We start from the raw sequence: 19,863 nt of genomic DNA on the forward strand, positions 1-19,863 counted from the left end.
AATGGTCAAGCAGCCTCATGGACGCAGCTTCGGCAAGATCGTCGCCCTGGCGGCGGCGCTTTCCTTCGCCCTCGCCAGCACGGCGGCGGATGCCCAGCAGGGCGGCTTCGCCGGCGTTGGCGGCCAACGCCAAGGCGGCGGCGGAGGCGGCCAGCACTATGGCGGCGGCGGCGGCGGCCAGCACTACGGCGGCGGCGGCCAACACTATGGCGGCGGCGGAGGCCGTTACGGCGGCGGAGGCGGCGGCGGTTATTACGGCGGCGGCCATCGTCATCACGGCGGCGGCGGCGCGGGAGTCGGGGCCGCCATCGGCCTTGGCGTGCTCGGCGCGGCCATCGCGGCGGGCGCCGCCTCGCAACGCTATCGCTGCCGCCGGCCGGTTTACGACGAATGGGGCGATGTGGTCGGCTATCGCCGCGCCTGGTGCGACTGACCGCCCCAGCTAAAAGGTGGGGTCGGGCGAAGCGAATTTTTGCGCTTCGCCCTTCCTTTCGCTTGATCCGCCTGCTATCTGCGGGCAATGACCGCCCATAGCATTAACAACGTCCGCAACTTTTCCATCGTCGCCCATATCGACCATGGCAAATCCACGCTCGCCGACCGGCTGATCCAGGACACCGGCACGGTGGCGGCGCGCGACATGAGCGAGCAGATGCTCGATTCCATGGACATCGAGCGCGAGCGCGGCATCACCATCAAGGCCCAAACGGTTCGCCTCGAATATCGAGCGCAGGACGGGCAGACCTATATTCTCAACCTGATGGACACGCCCGGGCACGTCGATTTCGCCTATGAGGTGTCGCGGTCGCTGGCCGCCTGCGAAGGCTCGCTGCTGGTGGTCGACGCCTCGCAGGGCGTGGAGGCGCAGACGCTCGCCAATGTCTATCACGCGCTCGACGCCGGCCACGAGATCGTGCCGGTGCTCAACAAGATCGACCTGCCCGCCGCCGAGCCGGACCGCATCAAGGCGCAGATCGAGGAAGTGATCGGCCTCGACGCTTCCGAAGCCGTGCCGATCTCCGCCAAAACCGGCATCGGCATCGACCTCGTGCTCGAAGCCATCGTCAAGAAGCTGCCCGCCCCCAAAGGCGACGAAACCGCGCCGCTGAAGGCTCTGCTGGTGGATTCCTGGTACGACGCCTATCTCGGCGTGGTCGTGCTGGTGCGCATTTTCGACGGCGCCCTGAAAAAGGGCCAGAAAATCCAGATGCTCGGCACGGGCGCCCATTACGAGGTGGACCGCATCGGCGTGTTCCGGCCGAAAATGCAGGATGTCGAAAAGCTCGGCCCCGGCGAGATCGGCTTCATCACCGCCCAGATCAAGCAGGTGGCGGACACCCGCGTCGGCGACACCATCACCGACGAAAGAAAACCCTGCGCCGAGGCCATGCCCGGCTTCAAGCCGGCGCAACCCGTGGTGTTCTGCGGCCTGTTCCCGGTCGACGCCGCCGATTTCGAGGATTTGCGCGCGGCGATGGGGAAGCTCAGGCTCAACGACGCCAGCTTCTCCTTCGAAATGGAATCCTCGGCGGCGCTGGGCTTCGGCTTCCGCTGCGGCTTTTTGGGCCTGCTGCATCTCGAAATCATTCAGGAGCGGCTGGAGCGCGAGTTCAATCTCGACCTGATCGCCACCGCGCCCTCGGTGATCTACAAGATCTATATGAACAACGGGGATGTGATCGAGCTGCACAATCCCGCCGACATGCCCGACGTCGTGAAAATCACCGAAATTCAGGAGCCCTGGATCAAGGCCACCATCCTGACCCCCGACGAATATCTCGGCGCGGTGCTGAAGCTTTGCCAGGACCGGCGCGGCGTTCAGGTCGACCTGAACTATGTCGGCAAGCGCGCCATGGTGGTCTATGAACTGCCCCTCAACGAAGTGGTGTTCGATTTCTACGACCGGTTGAAGTCGATCTCGAAGGGCTACGCCTCGTTCGACTACACCATCGTCGACTATCGCGCCGGCGATCTGGTGAAAATGTCGGTGCTGGTCAACGCCGAGCCGGTGGACGCCCTGTCGATGCTGGTGCATCGCACCCGCGCCGAATCGCGCGGGCGCGCCATGTGCGAAAAGCTGCGCGAGCTGATCCCGCAGCATATGTTCCAGATCCCGATTCAGGCCGCCATCGGCGCGAAAATCATCGCCCGCGAGACCATCCGCGCGCTGCGCAAGGACGTGACCGCCAAGTGCTACGGCGGCGACGTGTCGCGCAAGCGCAAGCTGCTGGACAAGCAGAAGGAAGGCAAGAAGCGGATGCGCCAGTTCGGCAAGGTGGACATTCCGCAGGAAGCGTTCATCGCCGCGCTGAAGATGGACAGCTGAGCCGCGAGCCTGTGGGCCGCGCCGGTCAATCCGGCGCGAGAAATCCGCGCGCGTCGAGCCAGCCGACGATCCGGTCGGCCGCCTGCTGCGCCTCCACGCAATCCGCGCCAATGACGATGTCCGCCGCCTCGGGCCGCTCATAAGCCTGATCGACGCCGGTGAAATTCTTGATCTGTCCGGCCAGCGCCTTTTGATACAGACCCTTGGGATCGCGGGCGATGCAGGTCGCCAGCGGCGTGTCGATGAAAATCTCGACGAATTCGTCGCGCGCGACCAGCTCCCGCGCCATGCGCCGCTCGGCGGCGAACGGCGAGATGAACGCGCATAGCACGATCAGCCCGGCGTCCAGCATCAGCTTGGCCACCTCGCCGACGCGGCGGATGTTCTCGACCCGGTCGGCTTCGGTAAAGCCCAGATCCTTGTTCAGGCCGTGGCGGACATTGTCGCCGTCGAGCAGCGCGGTGTGGACGCCGCGCCGCGCCAGCGCCACCTCGACCAGATTGGCGATGGTGGATTTGCCGGCGCCGGACAGGCCGGTGAACCACAGCAGCGCCGGCTTCTGCCGCTTGAGGGCGGCGCGCCGGGCCTTGTCGAGCGACAGCGCCTGCGGATGCACGTTTTGGGCGCGGCGCAGGGCGAAGCGGATCACCCCCGCCGCCGCCACGCCATGGGTGGCGCGGTCGATCAGGATGAAGCCGCCGGTGACGCGGTTGTCGGCATAGGCGTCGAAGGCGATCGGCCGCGACAGCGCCAGATTGCAGAATCCGATCTCGTTGAGGCCGAGCTTTTTGGCGGCGATCTGCGCCTGGGTCTCGACATCGAGCCGATACTTGATCTCGGTGACGCTGGCCGGCAGGCAATTTCCGCCGCATTTCAACAGATAGGAGCGCCCGGGATAGAGCGCCTCCTCGCTCATCCAGATCAGATCGGCCGCGAACTGGTCGGCCACCTCAGGCCGATGGCGCGGATCGCACAAAAGGTCGCCGCGCGAGGCGTCGATCTCGTCGGCGAAGACCAAAGTGACGGAGTCCGGCGCCTCGGCGCGGTCGAGATCGCCGCCCATGGCGACGATGCGCGCCACCCGGCTCCTGCCGCCCGAGGCCGCCACCACGATTTCATCGCCCTTTGCGACGCAGCCCGAAGCCAGCGTCCCGGCCAGCCCGCGAAAATCGGCGTCGGGGCGATTGACCCATTGCACCGGGAAACGCAGCGGCCGCGCCGCGCGGTCCTCGACATCGACGGTTTCGAGAAAACCCAGCAGGTCCGGCCCGTCATGCCAGGGCATGTTGGCGGAGGGGCGGCAAACATTGTCGCCATGGCGCGCCGAAAGCGGAATCGGCGTTACGCTCAAAAAATTCAGCGCCGCGCGCGCCGCCTCGAACTGCGCCACAATGCGCGCGAACGCCGCCCGGTCGTAATCGACCAAATCCATCTTGTTGACCGCCAGAACGACATGGCGCACGCCGAGCAGCGCCACAATATTGGCGTGGCGATGGGTTTGCGCCAGCAGCCCCTTGCGCGCATCCACCAGCAGCACGGCCAGATCGCAATGGGACGCGCCGGTCGCCATATTGCGGGTGTATTGCTCGTGGCCAGGGCAGTCCGCGACGATAAAGGACCGTTTGTCGGTCGAAAAATAGCGATAGGCGACGTCGATGGTGATGCCCTGCTCGCGCTCGGCCTCCAGCCCGTCCACCAGCAGCGCGAAATCCACCGCCGCGCCGGTCGTGCCGAATTTCTTCGAATCGCGTTCAAGATTCGCGAGCTGGTCGTCGCAAATCAGGCTGCGCTCGTAAAGCAGCCGGCCGATCAGGGTGGACTTGCCGTCGTCGACCGAACCGCAGGTGAGAAAGCGCAGGGCGGGCGGCGCCATCAGAAATAGCCCTCGCGTTTTTTCCGCTCCATTGAGCCGGATTCGTCGAAATCGATCAGCCGGCCCTGGCGTTCGGAGGTGGTGGCGGCGCGCATTTCGGCGATCACCGCGGCGACGTCGGCCGCTTCGGACTCGATGGCGCCGGTCAGCGGGTAGCAGCCGAGCGTGCGGAAGCGCACGCTGCGCCATTCCGGCTTTTCGCCGGGGCGCAGCGGCAATCTGTCGTCATCGACCATGATCAGCGCGCCGTCGCGGCGCACCACCGGGCGCGGCCGCGCGAAATAGAGCGGCGCGACGGGAATGTTCTCCGCCGCGACATAGCGCCACACGTCCAGCTCGGTCCAGTTGGACAGCGGAAACACGCGCATGGATTCGCCGCGCGCGAGGCGCGTGTCGAACACGCGCCACAATTCCGGCCGCTGGTTTTTCGGGTCCCAGCCTTGGGCGGCGGTGCGATGCGAGAAAATGCGCTCCTTGGCGCGGCTTTTCTCCTCGTCGCGGCGGGCGCCGCCGAGCGCGGCGTCGAATCCCCATTTGTCCAGCGCCTGGCGCAGCCCTTCGGTCTTCATCACCTGGGTATGCAGCGCGGAGCCGGACGCAACGGGCGACACGCCGCGCGAAATCCCCTCCTGGTTGACGTGAATCCGCAAATCCAGGCCGAGCCGCGCCACTGTCTCGTCGCGGAAGGCGATCATGTCGCGGAATTTCCAGGTGGTATCGACGTGCAGCAGCGGAAACGGCGGCTTGGCCGGATAGAACGCCTTGCGCGCAAGATGAAGCAAGACGCTGGAATCCTTGCCGATCGAATAGAGCAGAACCGGGTTTTGAAACTCTGCGACAGTTTCGCGGAGAATGAAAATCGATTCGGCCTCCAGGCGGCGCAAATGTTCGGTCAAAGGCATGAAACGCGCGTTCCCTCCCGCCAAGGTTAGGCCCGGACGCGCCGGCTTGTCTAGAAAACCCTTCTTGCTTCGTCCGAGGCGGTGGAGATTTGTTCTCTCTCGCCCGGCTGGCTTGACGCGGGCGCGGTCGGAGTCTTTGCTGCCGGCGCGGCCGTTCGCATCGGCGGCCCCAACTCCTCGCAAGGGCGCGCCATGGCCGAATCGGACACTTCCCTGAAACTGCCGGCGCTCGCCGATCTGTTCGTCGCGACCGCGCTCGACGCCGGCGCCGCGATTCTGCCCTATTGGCGCAACGACGCCCCGGCGCGGTCGAAATCGGACGGCAGCCCGGTGACGGCGGCCGATCTCGCGGCGAATCAGGTGATTCTCGAGCGTCTGTCGCGCGCCCTGCCCGACATTCCCATCGTCTCCGAGGAAGCTGACGCGCCCGCCGCCGCCCAAGGCGCGGACAATTTCATTTTGGTGGACCCGCTCGACGGCACCAAGGAATTCCTCAAGGGCGCCGAGGAGTTCACCGTGAATATCGCGCTGATTCGCGACGGCGCGCCGGTCTGCGGCGTGGTTTTCGCGCCGGCGCTGGGCCGCATCTGGGCCGGCTGGCCGGATCGCGCCCGCAGCGGCGCGATCCGGGTCGGCGCGACCGACCCCGCCGAAATCGCCTGGACCGTCATCGGCTGCCGCGCCGAGGCCGACAAGCCCGTCGCCGTGGTGAGCCGCTCGCATCTCGACCGGGAGACGCAGGACTGGATCGCCCGCACGGGCTGCGACGCCTCCCCCTCCGGCTCGTCGATCAAATTCTGCCTGCTGGCGGAAGGGGCGGCCGACCTCTACCCGCGCTTCGGACGCACGATGGAATGGGACACGGCGGCGGGCGACGCCATTTTGCGCGCGGCCGGGGGGCGCACCGAAACCGTCGAGGGCGCGCCCTTCGTTTACGGCAAATCCGGCGACGGCTACGCCAATCCCGGTTTTATCGCGCGCGGCAAGCCGAAAAACGGCTGAACCGAAGGATTGAACGGCCCCAAAACGCGCGGGGCCGGTTGTTGAAACAACCGGCCCCGAAGATGCGCCTGGTTTGACTGGAGCGGGCGAAGGGATTCGAACCCTCGACCCCAACCTTGGCAAGGTTGTGCTCTACCCCTGAGCTACACCCGCTTCCGTCAAGCCGCCGCTCGGCGCGGCGTGGCGGCTATATGCCGCAAACTTTCCGGCATTGCAACTGGCGAGGCTCTCATCGCGCGTCTTTCCTGTTTCCACAAGCCAAGGGTTGGCCGCTGGCGGGGGCGGACCGGAACGGAGCGATGTGATGGCTTGCGGGGGCGAAGGCACCCCAAAATGCGCGGGGCCGGTTGTCGAAACAACCGGCCCCGGAGATGCGCTTTTGCTTGAACTGGAGCGGGCGAAGGGATTCGAACCCTCGACCCCAACCTTGGCAAGGTTGTGCTCTACCCCTGAGCTACACCCGCTTCCGTCAAGCCGCCGCTCGGCGCGGCGTGACGGCTATATGCCGCAAACCTTCCGGCATTGCAACATGGGGAAACGACTTTTTTTGTAAAAATGTCATCGGGCTCGACCTGAGCGATATTTTCCGGGGCCTGCCTCGGCGAAATGCTTGCGAAAGCCCGGCGCGACCGCCATTTTAGGGCAAATTCGTCCCGCGCCATTGGATGCGTCATGCCTGAGCCTTCCCCTTCGCTCCCCGCTTCCGGCCCCGACATCGTCGATGTCACTTTGCAGAGCTTCCGTGCGGAGGTGATGCAGGAATCCCTCAGCCGTCCCGTGCTGGTGGATTTCTGGGCGCCCTGGTGCGGCCCCTGCAAGCAGCTGACGCCGCGTCTCGAAAAGCTCGTCAAACAGGCTGGCGGCAAGATTCGCCTCGCCAAGATGAATATCGACGAGCACCCGCAGATCGCGCAGAAAATGGGCGTCCAGTCCGTGCCCGCCGTGGTCGCCTTCGTGCAGGGACAGATGGCCGACGCCTTCACCGGCGCCTTGCCCGAGAGCGAGATCAAAGCCTTCATCCAGCGCCTGCTCGGGCCGGAGGGCGCCGATATCGACGCGCTGCTGGCCGAATCGCAGGCTTTGGTCGAAGCCGGCCAGATCGCGGTGGCGGAAGCCGGATTCGCCCAGATTCTCCAGATCGACCCCGAACATCCTGGCGCGCTCGCCGGACTCGCCCGTTGCGCGCTGGCGCAGGGCGATTCGGAACAGGCCCAGGCGATTCTCGCGCAAATTCCCGAAAAGCACGCCAGCAATCCGGCGGTCGCCGCCGTCCGCGCCCTGCTGGCGCTGGAGGAAAAAGCCAATTCCGTCGGCGATATGGCCCTGCTGCTGGCGCGGGTGGAGAGCGCCCCGCACGACCATCAGGCCCGTTACGATCTCGCGGTCGCCCTGAATGCGGCCGGCAAGCGCGAGGCGGCGGCGCAGGAGCTGCTGGTGATCGTCAAGCAGGACCGTAAATGGAACGACGAGGCCGCGCGCAAGCTGCTGCTGGAGTTCTTCGAGGGCTGGGGGCCGACCGACGCCGCCACGCGCGCCGCGCGCCGGCAATTGTCCGCATTGTTGTTTTCCTGATGGGCTCCCGCATGTCGATGAACAAGCCTTATCGGGCGCCCGCGGAACTGCCCGCCGAACTGCCCTTGTTTCCGCTGACCGGCGCCATTCTCCTGCCCGGCGGCCAATTGCCGCTCAACATTTTCGAGCCGCGCTATCTCGCCATGTTCGACGACGCCATGAAGGGCGAACGGTTGATCGGCATGATTCAGCCGAGCGACGACCGCGACGGCGCGCCCGGCGAAACGCCGCCGCTGCGCGCCATCGGCGCCGCCGGCCGCATCACGCAATTGTCCGAGACCGGCGATGGCCGCTATTTCGTGGTGCTGAGCGGCGTGGCCCGTTTCCGGCTGGTGGAGGAACTGCCGGTCGAGGCCCCCTATCGCCGGGCGCGGGTCGATTTCTCGGATTTTTCCGACGATTTCGCGCCGGAGGAGACCATCTCGTCGGATCGGCGCGACGTGCTCAACGTCGTCGCCTTCGATCTCTCCAAGGCGCTCAAGCTGGAAATCGCGCGCAAGGACATCGAGGCCATGCCGGATTTCGACATGATTTCGGTGTTCTCCATGATCGGGCCGTTCAGCCCGTCGGAGAAGCAGGCCTTGCTGGAAGCCTCGGGGCTGGCGGGCCGCGCCGACCTGCTGCTGGCGCTGGCCGAACTCGCCCTTTCGCGCGCCACCCATTCCGATCGTCCGTTGCAATAGGATCCGCCATGACACAGGACACACCCCAAGACACCGCGCCCGAGGCGGGCGCCCCCAAATCCGTGGCCGCCGCCGCCGGAATCGATCCGCGCCTTTTGGAAATTCTGGTCTGCCCGCTGACCAAGACCGTGCTGCGCTATGATTCGGAGCGCAATGAACTGGTGTCGCTGGCGGCGCGCCTCGCCTATCCGATCCGTGACGGCATTCCGATCATGCTGCCGGAAGAGGCAAGGCGCCTGGAGGATGACGCTGCTTGAAAAATAGGCGATTTGTGCGACAATTGATCGCATCGATCAAAGTTTGCTCGGATCGCCTGACCGCATCTTGTGCGGACTGCCTGGAAATGGCACAGCTTCGCGACGTCTGTGAGCATAACCTACGGTCCCGTCATGAAGCTGATCACCGCCATCATCAAACCCTACAAGCTCGATGAAGTCCGCGAGCGCCTGCTCGACCTCAAGATCGACGGCATGACCGTCAGCGAGGCCAAGGGGTTCGGCCGCCAGAAGGGCCACACCGAAATCTATCGCGGCGCCGAATATATGGTCAGCTTCCTGCCGAAACTGCGCGTCGAGATCGTCGTGCGCGACGAACAGGTCGATATCGCGCTCGACGCCATCCAGGCGGCCTCGCGCACCGGCCAGATCGGCGACGGCAAGATCTTCGTCAGCCCGGTCGAACGCGCCGTGCGCATCCGCACCGGCGAAACCGACAACGACGCCGTCTGACGCCGCGCGAGGCTCCCATGAAATCCCTTCTCTCCCGCCTCGGCTTCGCCGGGGCGTTCGCGCTTTGCGCCAGCCCCGCCTTCGCGGCCGAGGGCAAGATCGACCCCGCCGACACCGGCTTCATGATCCTGTGCACGGCGCTGGTGCTGATGATGACCCTGCCCGGCCTGGCGCTGTTCTACGCCGGCATGGTGCGCAAGAAGAACGTCCTCGCCACCATGGCGCAAAGCCTGATGGCGACGGCGCTGGTGTCGCTGCTGTGGTTCGGAATCGGCTACAGCCTGACGTTTCGCGGCGACAACGCCTGGATCGGCGATTTTTCCGCCATTTTCCTGAACGGAATCGGGCTTGAGTCGATCAGCACGCTGGCGAAAACCATCCCCGAACTGCTGTTCTGCGCCTATCAGATGACGTTCGCCGTCATCACGGTGGCGCTGGTCGGCGGCGCCGCCGCCGACCGCATGAAATTCTCGGCCTTCACCCTGTTCGCCATCCTCTGGCTGTTCGTGGTCTATATCCCCACCGCGCATTGGGTGTGGGGCGGCGGCTTCCTGCAAAGCCTCGGCGTGATCGACTTCGCCGGCGGCACCGTCGTGCATATCAACGCGGGCGTGGCGGGCCTCGTCGCGGCGCTGATGGTCGGCAACCGCATGGGCTATGGCCGCGAAAACCTGTCGCCCTACGACCTGTCGATGGCGTTCGTCGGCCTGGGCCTGCTGTGGGTCGGCTGGTTCGGATTCAACGGCGGCTCGGCCCTCGCGGCCGGCCCGCGCGCCGTTTACGCCATCACCGCCACGCATCTGTCCGCCTGCGCCGGCGCGCTGGTGTGGGGCGGACTCGAATGGGCGCAGCGCGGCAAGCCCTCGGTGCTCGGCCTGATTTCCGGCGCCGTCGCAGGCCTGGGCACGATCACCCCGGCCTCCGGCTATGTGCTGCCCTGGCATGGCGCGGTGATCGGCGTCGCGGCGGGAATCATCTGCTTCTGGGCCTCGACCGTGCTGAAAATGCGGCTGCGCTACGACGATTCGCTCGACGTGTTCGGCGTTCACGGCGTCGGCGGTTTTCTGGGCACGCTGCTGGCCGGCGTGTTCGCCACGGCTTCGGTGAGCGCCGCCGACGGCCAGCCGGGGATCTCCGGCCTGATCGAAGGCAACGCCCACCAACTGGCGGTCCAGGGGATCGGCGTAGTCGTCGTCGGCCTGTGGTGCGCGCTCGGCACGGCGCTCGTGCTGAAGATCGTCGATGTGCTGATCGGCCTGCGCGCCAGCCCGGATCAGGAGCGCGAGGGCCTCGACCTCGCCCTGCATGGCGAGACGCTGCACGCCTGACGCCGGCTTGACCTGACGCGCCCCTGGCGTTCAACTGTAAACCATCGCGCCGCGGCCCAGGCCGCGGCGCTTTTTCATGGGGCGGCATCATGACGCACGCGGTCACGGACTTGCTGGACATTCTCGATCTCGAAAAGATCGAGGAAAATCTGTTTCGCGGCCGCAGCCCGCAGGTCGGCTGGCAGCGCGTGTTCGGCGGGCTGGTGATCGCGCAGGCGCTGGTGGCGGCGCAGCGCACCGTTCCGCAGGCGCCGGCCCATTCGCTGCACGCCTATTTCCTGCTGGGCGGCGACCCCGCGACCCCCATCGTCTATCAGGTCGAAAGACTGCGCGACGGCCGCAGTTTTTCGACCCGCCGCTGCCACGCGATCCAGCATGGCCGGGTCATCTTCACCCTGGCCGCCTCCTTCTTCAATTCGGAGGAAGGCCTCGAACACGCCTTTTCGCCGCCGGACGTCCCGCCGCCCGAATCCCTGCCCGACGAGAACGCCTTCATCGAAGCCTATGGCGCAAAAATGCCCGAACCGGTGCGGCGCTATTTCCAGCGCGAGCGTCCGATCGAAATGCGCCCGGTCGATCCCGGACGCTTCATTGCGCGCGGCAAACAGGACGACCCCGTGCAAAAAGTCTGGGTGCGCGCCACCGGCAAGCTGCCCGACGATCCGGCGCTGCATCGCGCCACGCTGGCCTATTTTTCCGACATGACCCTGCTCGACACCGCGCTGATCGCCCACGCCCGCTCGGTGTTCCACCCGGACATCCAGGCGGCCAGCCTCGACCACGCGCTGTGGCTGCATCGCCCGTTCCGCGCCGACGAATGGATGCTCTACGTGCAGGACAGCCCCAATGCGCGCGGCGGCCTCGGCTTCAGCCGCGGCGCCCTCTACAGCCGCGACGGCGCGCTGATCGCCTCGGTGGCGCAGGAGGGCCTGATCCGGTTGCGGCGCGACCCCGGCGCCGGCCTGGAGCAATGGTGAGGGAACAGGCAGCGCCGCATAGCCGTCAACCATTGCCGCCCAGATTTTAGCCATATGCCTGTTCAACAGGCGGCCTTCCCGCCCATTCGGGTAAAATTGCGACGATTCCCCAAGGACTCACGGCGCCTGCGTCTTTGGCACGGTCCTTGTTAAGGCTTAGGAGGCCGCCGGCTGCGCCCGGCCGGCCCGCCCAAGAAGCGAAATGGTTCATTTCGCCAAAAAACAGGGATCATCAGATGAAAATCGTAACGGCGATCATCAAACCGTTCAAACTGGACGAGGTCCGCGATGCGCTGACCGCGGTCGGCGTGCACGGCCTCACGGTGACGGAAGTGAAGGGCTACGGCCGCCAGAAGGGCCACACTGAAATTTATCGCGGCGCGGAATATGCCGTGAGCTTCCTGCCCAAGCTGAAAATCGAAGTGGCCGTGCCCGCCGATCTCGTCGCGGCGGCGGTCGATGGCATTTCCAGCGCCGCCCGCACCGGCCAGATCGGCGACGGCAAGATTTTCGTCAGCCCGCTGGAGCAGGCGATTCGCATCCGCACCGGCGAGCGCGATTCCGACGCGCTCTGATCCCTCCCCCGCGATGGCCTCCCCCGAGCGCCCCGCGCACGACTTCATGTGTCCAGGAGTTAGAGAATGAATTGTGTTCCCACCAAGACCGGGCTGAAAGCGCTCGGCCTCGCCCTTGCGGGCGTGGCCGTTTGCGCTTGCGCGGCCTACGCCCAGACGCCGGCGCCCGACGCCGCGGCGACCGCCGCGGCCGCGCCCGTTCCCAACAAGGGCGACACCGCCTGGCTGCTGGTGTCCAGCGTGCTGGTGCTGATGATGTCCATTCCCGGCGTCGCCCTGTTCTACGGCGGTCTCGTCCGCACCAAGAACATGCTGTCGGTGCTCACCCAGGTGTTCGCCATCGTCGCGCTGGTCGGCGTGGTCTGGACGCTCTACGGCTATTCGATGGCCTTCACCAATGGCGGCATCGCCAATGATTTCGTCGGCGGCTTCTCGAAAATCTTCCTGAACGGGGTGACCGCCAGCTCCACCGCCGCCACCTTCTCCAATGGCGTCGTGGTGCCGGAACTCGCTTATTTCGTGTTCCAGATGACCTTCGCCATGATCACGCCGGCGCTGATCGTGGGCGCGTTCGCCGAACGCATGAAGTTCTCCGCGGTCATGCTGTTCGTGCTGCTGTGGGTCACCGTGATCTATTTCCCGATCGCCCACATGGTTTGGTACTGGGCCGGCCCGGACGCGATCGGCGACGCCGCCAAGGAACTGGCCAAGGCCGTTGACGAGACCGCCAAGGCGGCCGCGCAGGCCAAGCTCGACGCCGTCAACCTCGACGCGGGCCGCGTGTTCCAGTCCGGCGCGCTCGACTTCGCGGGCGGCACCGTGGTGCACATCAACGCGGGCATCGCCGGCCTCGTCGGCGCCCTGATCGTCGGCAAGCGCATCGGCTACGGCCGCGAGGCTCTGCCGCCCCACTCGCTGACCATGACCATGATCGGCGCCGCCCTGCTGTGGGTGGGCTGGTTCGGCTTCAACGCCGGCTCCAACCTCGAAGCCAATGGCGTGACCGCCCTGGCCTTCGTCAACACCATGGTCGCCACCGCCGGCGCCGCCCTGTCGTGGCTGCTGGTCGAATGGGCCGTCAAGGGCAAGCCCTCGCTGCTCGGCCTGGTGTCGGGCGCCGTCGCCGGCCTCGTCGCGGTCACTCCGGCCTCCGGCTACGCCGGCCCGATCGGCTCGCTGGTGCTCGGCCTCACGGTCTCGCCGCTGTGCCTGTTCTTCGTCTCCACCGTGAAGAACACGTTCGGCTATGACGACGCGCTCGACGTGTTCGGCGTGCACTGCATCGGCGGCATCGTCGGCGCTCTGGCCACCGGCATCCTGGTGAGCCCGGCCCTCGGCGGCGTCGGCCTGACCGACTACACCAACTTCGCCAACGGCAACGCCTCGACCGCGCCGTTCGACATGATCGCCCAGCTCATCATCCAGGCCAAGGCGGTCGGCACGACCCTGGTGTGGTCGGGCGTCGGCTCCGCGATCCTGTACAAGCTGGTCGATCTCGTCGTCGGTCTGCGTCCCGCCCCGGATCACGAGCGCGAAGGCCTCGACGTCACCGATCACGGCGAACGCGCCTACAATTATTGATCCGATCCCGGATCGAGGGCGGCGGGGAAACCCGCCGTCCGCACCGAATAGAAAAGCCCCTGGCCGCAAGCCAGGGGCTTTTTTTACGTACGGAACCGCGCCGCAAAGAAAAACCCCGCCGAACCGACGGGGTTGATCCCAAGTCCGCGCCGGCTTCCCGGCGAGCCTCCGCCGTTCAGGGCGTCATCACCACGGGCGTGCCGACGCTGACCCGGCTGTAAAGATCGGACACGTCCTCGTTGAGCATGCGGATGCAGCCGTAGGAGGCGCGCGATCCGATCGACCCGCGCATGGTCGGGGACGTGCCGTGAATGGCGATCTCGGACCGGTCCAGCGTGAGCGCGGCGGCGCCCATCGGGTTGCGCGACGATCCGCCCGGCACGAAATCGGGCAGGTTCGGGTGGTCGCGCTTGACCACCGCCGGCGGCGTCCAGTCGGGACGGAAATACTTGCCCTCGATGCGGGCCGAGCCCAGCCATTCCTTGCCGGGCTTGGCGACCGCCACGGGATATTGGATGGCGCGGCCGTCGTCGAGCACGTAGTAGAGCTTGCGCTCGCTCATGCTGATGACCACGGTTCCCGCATCGTAACCGGGGCGGAAATTGACCAGATGGGTGCTGGCGACGGCGGGTAGCGGCGCGGCGGCGGCGAGAGCGGCGAAGGCGGCGAAGGCAAGCGAGCGCATGAAAGACTCCTGGGCGGCGGGCTGGAGCGGAGCAGGTAGAGCTTTGAAAATGCCGCCAGGAAACGCGCGGAGCTAGGGCGCCGGCGCCACAGTCACGGAAAATTTGGTCACGAGCGCTAACAGGGCGTTAACGCATAATCATCCGTTAACGCAAAACGGCCCGGCGAACGCGAGGTTCGCCGGGCCGCTCGTCAAATCATCGCGCGTCGCGCGCGGCTCAGAACATGCGCGCGGGCGCCGCCGCGCCGACGGGCTTGGGCTTCGGGCCGGGATCGTCCGGCGGCGAGGCCAGCGGGAACACCACCGGCTGCGGCGAATGGCGCTGAGCGGAGGCCGACTCGCCGGCCTTCGCCGGCGCGTCCGCGGCGGGGGGCGCGGGCGGCGCGGCGGCGGACGGCGGTTGCGGCGTATCGGAGGGTCCCTGCAGCGAGGTGGGCGCCGCTCCATTGAGCGTGGACGCCGCGAAAGCAGGCGGCGGATCCTCGACGGGGCCGGTCAATTCCTCTTGCGGCTCGGCCCAGACATAGGCGTCGAGCTTGCCGGTGACCGGAGAAATCGGCGCCCAATGCTTCGACCAATGGCCGTCGGCGAACCACATGGCGTCGCGCGGCGCGCGCGACGCGCGGGACAGCCATTCGCGCACCAGCCCCTGCGCGTCGTGCTCGCGATCTTCCAGTTCCGCCATGATCACGCACATGCGCGCGGTCGGACGCTGGCCCGAGGCCACCAGAGGCGCCATGGACTTGCGCGCCAGCGTGAACTCGCGGGCGCCAATGGCGGCCACCGCGACCAGCATGGCGCTTTCGGGATGCTCGGGCGCGCAGCGCGCCAGCGCCTTGGCGCGGCTGAGGCGGTCGGCGGCCGAATCGCCCGAGCGCACCTCGAGATAGGCGCGGGCGAGTTCGGGATGCGGCGCCCGGGCGTAAACCGTCTCCAGCAGTTTCGAGGCGGCGCGCAGATCGCCCTTGCGCGACAGCAACCGTCCCAGCAGGACGGCGGCCGGCGTCAGCGCCGGCTCCTTCTGCAGGGCCGCGCGCAGCAGCTTGATGGCGCGCACCGGATCGGTCTGCTCGACGTCCATCGCAATGGCCGTCTCCAGCACGGCCCGCTGGCGGCGCGCCGTCTCGGGATCGACGATTTTGGCGCGAATGTTCTGGGCGACGCAACGCTGGGCGGCCTCCCAGTCCTTGGTCGCGGTATAGCGGTCGAACACCGCCTGCCCCGTCCAGCTGAGGGGACGCGTGTCCTGGGCCTGGAGCGCCAGCGCGTGCGCGGCCTCCTGATCGCCGCGGCGCAGGCTCTCGGCGTGCAGGCCGCGCAGGCCGAGCAATTTGGTGTCGGCGCGCAGAGACATGGCGCGGAACGCCTCCTCCGCGCGGGCGCGGTCCCCCGCCAATTGCGCGGTTTGCGCCTCAAGCAGCAGCGTCAGCGGCTCCTCCGGCAGATGCCGCTTGGCTTCCTGGCTGGCGCGCCGCGCGCGCTGCAGGTCGCCGGCGCCGGCCGCGACAATGCCGCGCGACAGCGCCTCGACGCCGCGCTCGCGGCCCCGGGCGCGGCGCGCCAGCGCCATGAACGAGGGAATGTTGAACAGGAAGCGGATCAGGCTCCAAACCAGACCGAGGACGACGGCCGTCGCGAGGATGAAGGCGCAGCCCACCAGCGGCGAGGTGTCGATATGGTAGCCGAACCACTCGACCGCGAGCGACCCGGGCGTCTCCATGAGAATGCCGAGCCCCCAGGCGGCGGCGGCGATCAAGGCGAGAAACAGCAGCGTTTTGATCATGGGAGACGCCCGAAATGACAGAGAAACGTCAATTGTTAACTTTATCCACGTTCTGCAACGCGGCTTCAAATTCAGCCTTGGCCGCGTTTTCAGCCGCGAGGCGCAAGCCGGCGGCCTTGGCCCAATCGGCCGTCACCGCGCGCGAAGCCTCCGGCAGCAGCGCCTCCTCGGCGACCGCGCCGGCGAGATCACCGGCCTTCAAAAGCTTGAGCGCCTTTTCGGCATGCGCGGCGGCCTGATCCTCCGGCGAAGCGGGGGGCGCGGCCGAGCCCGCCGGCCGCAGTTTGACCACCTTGCCGACATGGGTTTCGAGATAGGCGATCACCTTCTCGCCGGTGGTTTTCGCCTCGGTCCCGGCCGGTTTCGGCGGTGCGGCGGCGGCGGCGATTTTCGGCGACAGCGCCGAAAAATCGGCGGCGAGGCTGACGAGGCCGGGCGCCTTCGCGCCCGCCCGCATTTGCGCGACGCGGCCGGCGTCGCCGCCCAGATGTTCGAGCGCGCCGGCGAAAGCGGCGATATCCGCGCCCTGGCGCAGCGCGGCCAGCGCCGATTCCGCCATCAGCAGCCGCGCCGCCGCCTCGGCCGGCTTCGATTCCGGCGCGGCCCTGGGCGTCTCTCGCGGAGCGGCGAGCTTCGCCTCGGCCTGGGCCAGACGGCGCGTCAATTCGGACAATTGCGTCTGCGCCTGCGCCACCTGCGCCTGGGTGTCGGACAGTTCCGTCCGCGTCTCCACCAGATGCTCGACCAGTTCGCGTTCGCGCAGGCTCGGCCCGTCGCCCGCTCCAGCCTTGTCAGGCGCGGCCGTGGCCGGAGGCTCGGCGGCCGGCTGACGCGCCGGCGCTTCGCTCGGGGCGGCGGGCGCTTCCGCCTGAGACGGCGCGGTCGGCTCGGCAGAAGCGGCCGGCTTTTCGGTCTCCACGGCGGGTTTCTCGGACTCGGCGGTCGCGGCCTTGCCGCTCTCCGAATCCGCGGCTTCGTTCTTGCCGCCCTTGGCGCCGGCGGATTCGCCCTCCGGCGGCGGGGCGGCGGTCTTCGCCGCAGGCTTGGCGGCGTCGGTGTCGGCGGGCGGAGACAGCAGATCCGGCGCGCCATTCTGGGTCGACAGATAATATCCGCCGCCGAGCGCCGCCACGCCCAGCAAGGCGACCAGACGCAGACCGGTTCTCTTCGGCTTCGCGGGCTGTTCGGGCTGGGGTTCGGACGGCGGACGCGCGCCGCCCAACGGCCCCGGCTTGGCCGGCGTGACGGGCTTGGCCGGCGTGACGGGCTTGGCCGGCGTCGAAGGCTTGGCCGGCGTGGCTGGCGTGGAAGGCTTGGCCGGGGTGGAAGGCGCAGCCGTAGGCTGGGCCGGAGCGGTTCGGAAGGGGGGCGGCGGATCGTTCTTTTCGGCGGCGGGTTTGGCGGGCGCCGGCGCTTCGGCTTTCTTCTCCACCGCAGGCGGCGTCGCTGGGCTCACGGGCGCCGGCTTGGCGGCGGCGGGCGCATCCGTTTTCTTTTCCACAACGGCCGGCGCGGGCGCAGCCACAGGCTTGGCGGCAGGCGTTTCAATTTTCTTTTCGGCCACAGCCGGCGCGGCTGGGCTGGCGGGCGCAGGTTTGGCGGGGGCTGCGGGCGCCTCAGCCTTCTTCGGCGCGACGGCCTGCGCGGGCGAAACCGAAGCTAAAGGCGAAACCGAAGGCTTGGCGGCGGGCGCTTCGGTCTTCTTGCCGGTCACTACGCTCGCGGCGGCGGGGCGCGCGGGCGCGGGGGACGATTCGGGCTTGGCTAGCGACGGATTGACCGCCGGCGTGGCTTGTCCCTTGGGCGAAGGCTGCGGCGCCGCGCCGGGAGCCGCAGGCTCCGCGGGGGTGGCGGCCTTCGCAGGGGTCTGGTGATCCTCGCCTTGTCCGTTCTGCGCGTTCATTCTGCGGTTCCCTGCCGTTCCGCGGCATTATAGCGGCCGCGCGGATCGGGAAAACCCCAGTTCGACACGCGACCGGCATTTTCTCTCAAGTCTGAGCGGAGATCGCCTCGGCGATCGCGACGGTGCGCCGCGCCATGTCGGCGTGCAAACGCTCGACCATCTTGCCGTCGACCTGCAGCGCGCCCTTGGACTGGTTCTCGGGCAGATCGAAGATTTCGATCACCCGGCGCGCGAAGGCGATTTCGGCCTCGGCCGGGGCGAACACCTCGTTGCAAATCTCCACCTGCTTCGGATGGATCAGCGTCTTGCCGTCCATGCCGAGATCGCGGCCCTGCTCGCATTCGGCGCGGAATCCCGCCTCGTCCGAGAAATCGTTGTAAACGCCGTCGACGATATCGACCCCGTGGGCGCGGGCGGCGGCGACGCAGATCGACAGATAGGCCAGCATCGACAGCCGCCCCTTCGTCAGCCGCGCGCGGGTTTCCTTGGCGATGTCGTTGGTGCCCATCACCAGCACGGACAACCGCGCGGCGGGATCGAGCGCCGTGCGCACGATGGAATCGGCGTTGAGAATGGCGGTCGGCGTTTCCATCATCGCCCAGAGCCTGGTGTGCTCGGGCGCGCCGAAATCGCGGATCGCCTTGGCGGTGAGGGTGATGTCGCCGGGGGTCGAAACCTTCGGAATCAGAATGGCGTCCGGGCCGGCGGCGGCGGCGGCGGCGAGATCCGCCTTGCCCCAGGGCGTATGCGTTCCATTGACGCGGATGACCACCTCGCGGCGGCCGAAGCCGCCGGCCTTGACGGCGGCCATGACCTGATCGCGCGCAGCCTCCTTGGCGTCGGGCGCGACGGCGTCCTCCAGATCGAGGATCAACGCGTCGGCGGCGAGCGTCTTGGCCTTTTCCAGCGCGCGGGCGTTCGAACCGGGCATGTAGAGCACGCTGCGGCGGGGACGAAGGCTGGTCATGCGTTCTCCTCAATGGCGCCGCGAAACATGCGAGCGGACCGCTCGCGTTCGGACGCGTTGAATAAAAGCGTCGCCGCGCCGGCCGCGTTTCAGCGGCCCGCCCCGGCGTCCAAGCTTGTGCGGGCGAGCATAATCGCTCGCCCCCGTTCGCGCCATCGGCAATTTGGCGGGACGCCGCGACTTTCGTCGGGACGCCGCGCGCATCCGGCGGCTTGCCCCCGCCGCCGCAATCCGGCAATACATGCGCCCGGTTGCCGCCCAAGCGGCGCGGAGGCATTTGCGATGAGCGAGCAGATTTTCCCGAAACGGCTGGCTGAAGGCTATCAAAGCTTCCTTCAGGGGCGTTTCGGACGGGAGCGCGCGCGCTACCAGGAACTGGCCGAACAGGGACAGAACCCGGACACCCTGCTGATCGGCTGCTGCGATTCGCGCGTCCCGCCGGAGGTGATCTTCGACGCCGGGCCGGGCGAATTGTTCGTGGTGCGCAATGTCGCCAATCTCGCCCCGCCCTACAAGCCGAACGACGATTATCACGGCACCTCCGCGGCCATCGAATTCGCTGTGATGGGCTTGAAGGTCAAGCATATCGTGGTGATGGGCCACGCCCAATGCGGCGGCGTGCGCGCCTATACCGAAATGGAGGCCGATCCGTATATGCGGCCCTTGGCGCCGGGCGATTTCATCGGCCGCTGGATTCGGCTGCTCGCCCCGGCGGCCGAAGGCCTGGGCGCGCCGAGCGAACCGTTGAGCGACTGGTCGGAGCGGCTGAACCACGAGTCGATCAAGGCGAGCCTCGCCAACCTGCGCAGCTTCCCCTATATCGCCACGCTCGAAGCGCGCGGCTGGCTCAGCCTGCACGGCGCCTATTTTGGCGTCGCCACCGGGGAATTGCTGGTGCTGAACGAGGCCACCGGCCAGTTCCACCAGATCGCCGCCGAGGCCTATCGCGACCTGTTCGCCGACGCCCCGAGGTTCTGA

Annotated in this window: 18 protein-coding genes and 2 tRNA genes; 12 read left to right on the forward strand and 8 right to left on the reverse strand. The window is 67.4% G+C overall.

Going from position 1 to position 19,863, the window contains the following annotated elements; translation table 11 throughout:
• The first annotated feature begins 1 nt into the window (after window position 1).
• Together CFB24_RS23010 and lepA are read left to right on the forward strand one after the other, a co-directional pair.
• Window positions 2–433 carry a hypothetical protein gene (locus CFB24_RS23010; protein ID WP_104469609.1) on the forward strand — a complete coding sequence of 144 codons (432 nt, stop codon included), beginning with the start codon at window positions 2–4 and terminating at the stop codon, window positions 431–433.
• 87 nt (window positions 434–520) lie between these two features.
• Complete coding sequence (gene lepA, locus CFB24_RS06710; RefSeq protein WP_088519811.1) at window positions 521–2,326, forward strand: translation elongation factor 4; 1,806 nt, start codon at window positions 521–523, stop codon at window positions 2,324–2,326.
• Between the two features lie 25 nt (window positions 2,327–2,351).
• Here lepA and cysN read toward each other — a convergent pair whose 3' ends face one another.
• Complete coding sequence (cysN, locus tag CFB24_RS06715) at window positions 2,352–4,199, reverse strand: sulfate adenylyltransferase subunit CysN (protein WP_088519812.1); 1,848 nt, start codon at window positions 4,197–4,199, stop codon at window positions 2,352–2,354.
• Window positions 4,199–5,101, reverse strand: a complete 903-nt coding sequence (gene cysD, locus CFB24_RS06720; RefSeq protein ID WP_088519813.1) for a sulfate adenylyltransferase subunit CysD — start codon at window positions 5,099–5,101, stop codon at window positions 4,199–4,201. The genes cysN and cysD overlap by 1 nt, the downstream gene beginning before the upstream one ends.
• A gap of 192 nt (window positions 5,102–5,293) precedes the next feature.
• Here cysD and cysQ point away from each other — a divergent pair, with 192 nt between their 5' ends.
• Window positions 5,294–6,103 (forward strand): 3'(2'),5'-bisphosphate nucleotidase CysQ, encoded by an 810-nt coding sequence (gene cysQ, locus CFB24_RS06725; RefSeq protein ID WP_088520107.1) that lies wholly within the window; start codon window positions 5,294–5,296, stop codon window positions 6,101–6,103.
• 78 nt (window positions 6,104–6,181) lie between these two features.
• Here cysQ and CFB24_RS06730 read toward each other — a convergent pair.
• Both CFB24_RS06730 and CFB24_RS06735 read right to left on the reverse strand, forming a co-directional pair.
• Window positions 6,182–6,256: transfer RNA gene (locus CFB24_RS06730), tRNA-Gly, on the reverse strand.
• 236 nt (window positions 6,257–6,492) lie between these two features.
• Window positions 6,493–6,567, reverse strand: a tRNA-Gly gene (locus CFB24_RS06735).
• 208 nt (window positions 6,568–6,775) lie between these two features.
• Between CFB24_RS06735 and trxA the strand changes: the two genes are divergently transcribed.
• From trxA to CFB24_RS06775, 8 genes are all read left to right on the forward strand, one after another.
• On the forward strand, window positions 6,776–7,675 hold the full coding sequence (trxA, locus tag CFB24_RS06740) for a thioredoxin (protein WP_088519814.1): 900 nt from the start codon (window positions 6,776–6,778) through the stop codon (window positions 7,673–7,675).
• A gap of 11 nt (window positions 7,676–7,686) precedes the next feature.
• Window positions 7,687–8,358, forward strand: a complete 672-nt coding sequence (locus tag CFB24_RS06745) for an LON peptidase substrate-binding domain-containing protein (protein WP_088520108.1) — start codon at window positions 7,687–7,689, stop codon at window positions 8,356–8,358.
• An 8-nt stretch (window positions 8,359–8,366) separates the two neighbouring features.
• The gene (locus CFB24_RS06750) at window positions 8,367–8,615 is read left to right on the forward strand and encodes a Trm112 family protein (protein ID WP_088519815.1); all 249 of its coding nucleotides are present in this window, start codon (window positions 8,367–8,369) and stop codon (window positions 8,613–8,615) included.
• Window positions 8,616–8,747: 132 nt separating this feature from the next.
• Entirely contained in the window at window positions 8,748–9,086 is a 339-nt protein-coding gene (locus CFB24_RS06755) for a P-II family nitrogen regulator (RefSeq protein ID WP_088519816.1), read from the forward strand.
• Between the two features lie 17 nt (window positions 9,087–9,103).
• Window positions 9,104–10,414, forward strand: coding sequence for an ammonium transporter (locus CFB24_RS06760; RefSeq protein WP_088519817.1), 1,311 nt, complete (start codon window positions 9,104–9,106; stop codon window positions 10,412–10,414).
• Window positions 10,415–10,503: 89 nt separating this feature from the next.
• Window positions 10,504–11,391: an acyl-CoA thioesterase II gene (gene tesB, locus CFB24_RS06765; RefSeq protein WP_088519818.1), complete on the forward strand. Its 888-nt coding sequence runs from the start codon at window positions 10,504–10,506 to the stop codon at window positions 11,389–11,391.
• Window positions 11,392–11,627: 236 nt separating this feature from the next.
• Window positions 11,628–11,966 carry a P-II family nitrogen regulator gene (locus CFB24_RS06770; protein ID WP_088519819.1) on the forward strand — a complete coding sequence of 113 codons (339 nt, stop codon included), beginning with the start codon at window positions 11,628–11,630 and terminating at the stop codon, window positions 11,964–11,966.
• A gap of 66 nt (window positions 11,967–12,032) precedes the next feature.
• Complete coding sequence (locus CFB24_RS06775) at window positions 12,033–13,547, forward strand: ammonium transporter (protein ID WP_088519820.1); 1,515 nt, start codon at window positions 12,033–12,035, stop codon at window positions 13,545–13,547.
• 175 nt (window positions 13,548–13,722) lie between these two features.
• On the opposite strand, the gene CFB24_RS06780 is transcribed toward CFB24_RS06775, so the two are convergent.
• The 4 genes from CFB24_RS06780 to CFB24_RS06795 form a co-directional block, all read right to left on the reverse strand.
• Complete coding sequence (locus tag CFB24_RS06780) at window positions 13,723–14,232, reverse strand: L,D-transpeptidase (protein ID WP_088519821.1); 510 nt, start codon at window positions 14,230–14,232, stop codon at window positions 13,723–13,725.
• Window positions 14,233–14,449: 217 nt separating this feature from the next.
• Window positions 14,450–16,015: a heme biosynthesis protein HemY gene (locus CFB24_RS06785; protein WP_088519822.1), complete on the reverse strand. Its 1,566-nt coding sequence runs from the start codon at window positions 16,013–16,015 to the stop codon at window positions 14,450–14,452.
• 28 nt (window positions 16,016–16,043) lie between these two features.
• Window positions 16,044–17,918 carry a hypothetical protein gene (locus CFB24_RS06790; RefSeq protein WP_088519823.1) on the reverse strand — a complete coding sequence of 625 codons (1,875 nt, stop codon included), beginning with the start codon at window positions 17,916–17,918 and terminating at the stop codon, window positions 16,044–16,046.
• A gap of 85 nt (window positions 17,919–18,003) precedes the next feature.
• Complete coding sequence (locus CFB24_RS06795) at window positions 18,004–18,885, reverse strand: HpcH/HpaI aldolase/citrate lyase family protein (protein ID WP_088519824.1); 882 nt, start codon at window positions 18,883–18,885, stop codon at window positions 18,004–18,006.
• Between the two features lie 282 nt (window positions 18,886–19,167).
• On the opposite strand from CFB24_RS06795, the gene CFB24_RS06800 reads away from it, so the two are divergent.
• Window positions 19,168–19,863, forward strand: a complete 696-nt coding sequence (locus CFB24_RS06800; RefSeq protein ID WP_088519825.1) for a carbonic anhydrase — start codon at window positions 19,168–19,170, stop codon at window positions 19,861–19,863.

The sequence above is a fragment of the Rhodoblastus acidophilus genome (assembly GCF_900187365.1).
In the GTDB taxonomy this organism is placed as follows: Bacteria; Pseudomonadota; Alphaproteobacteria; order Rhizobiales; family Beijerinckiaceae; genus Rhodoblastus; species Rhodoblastus acidophilus.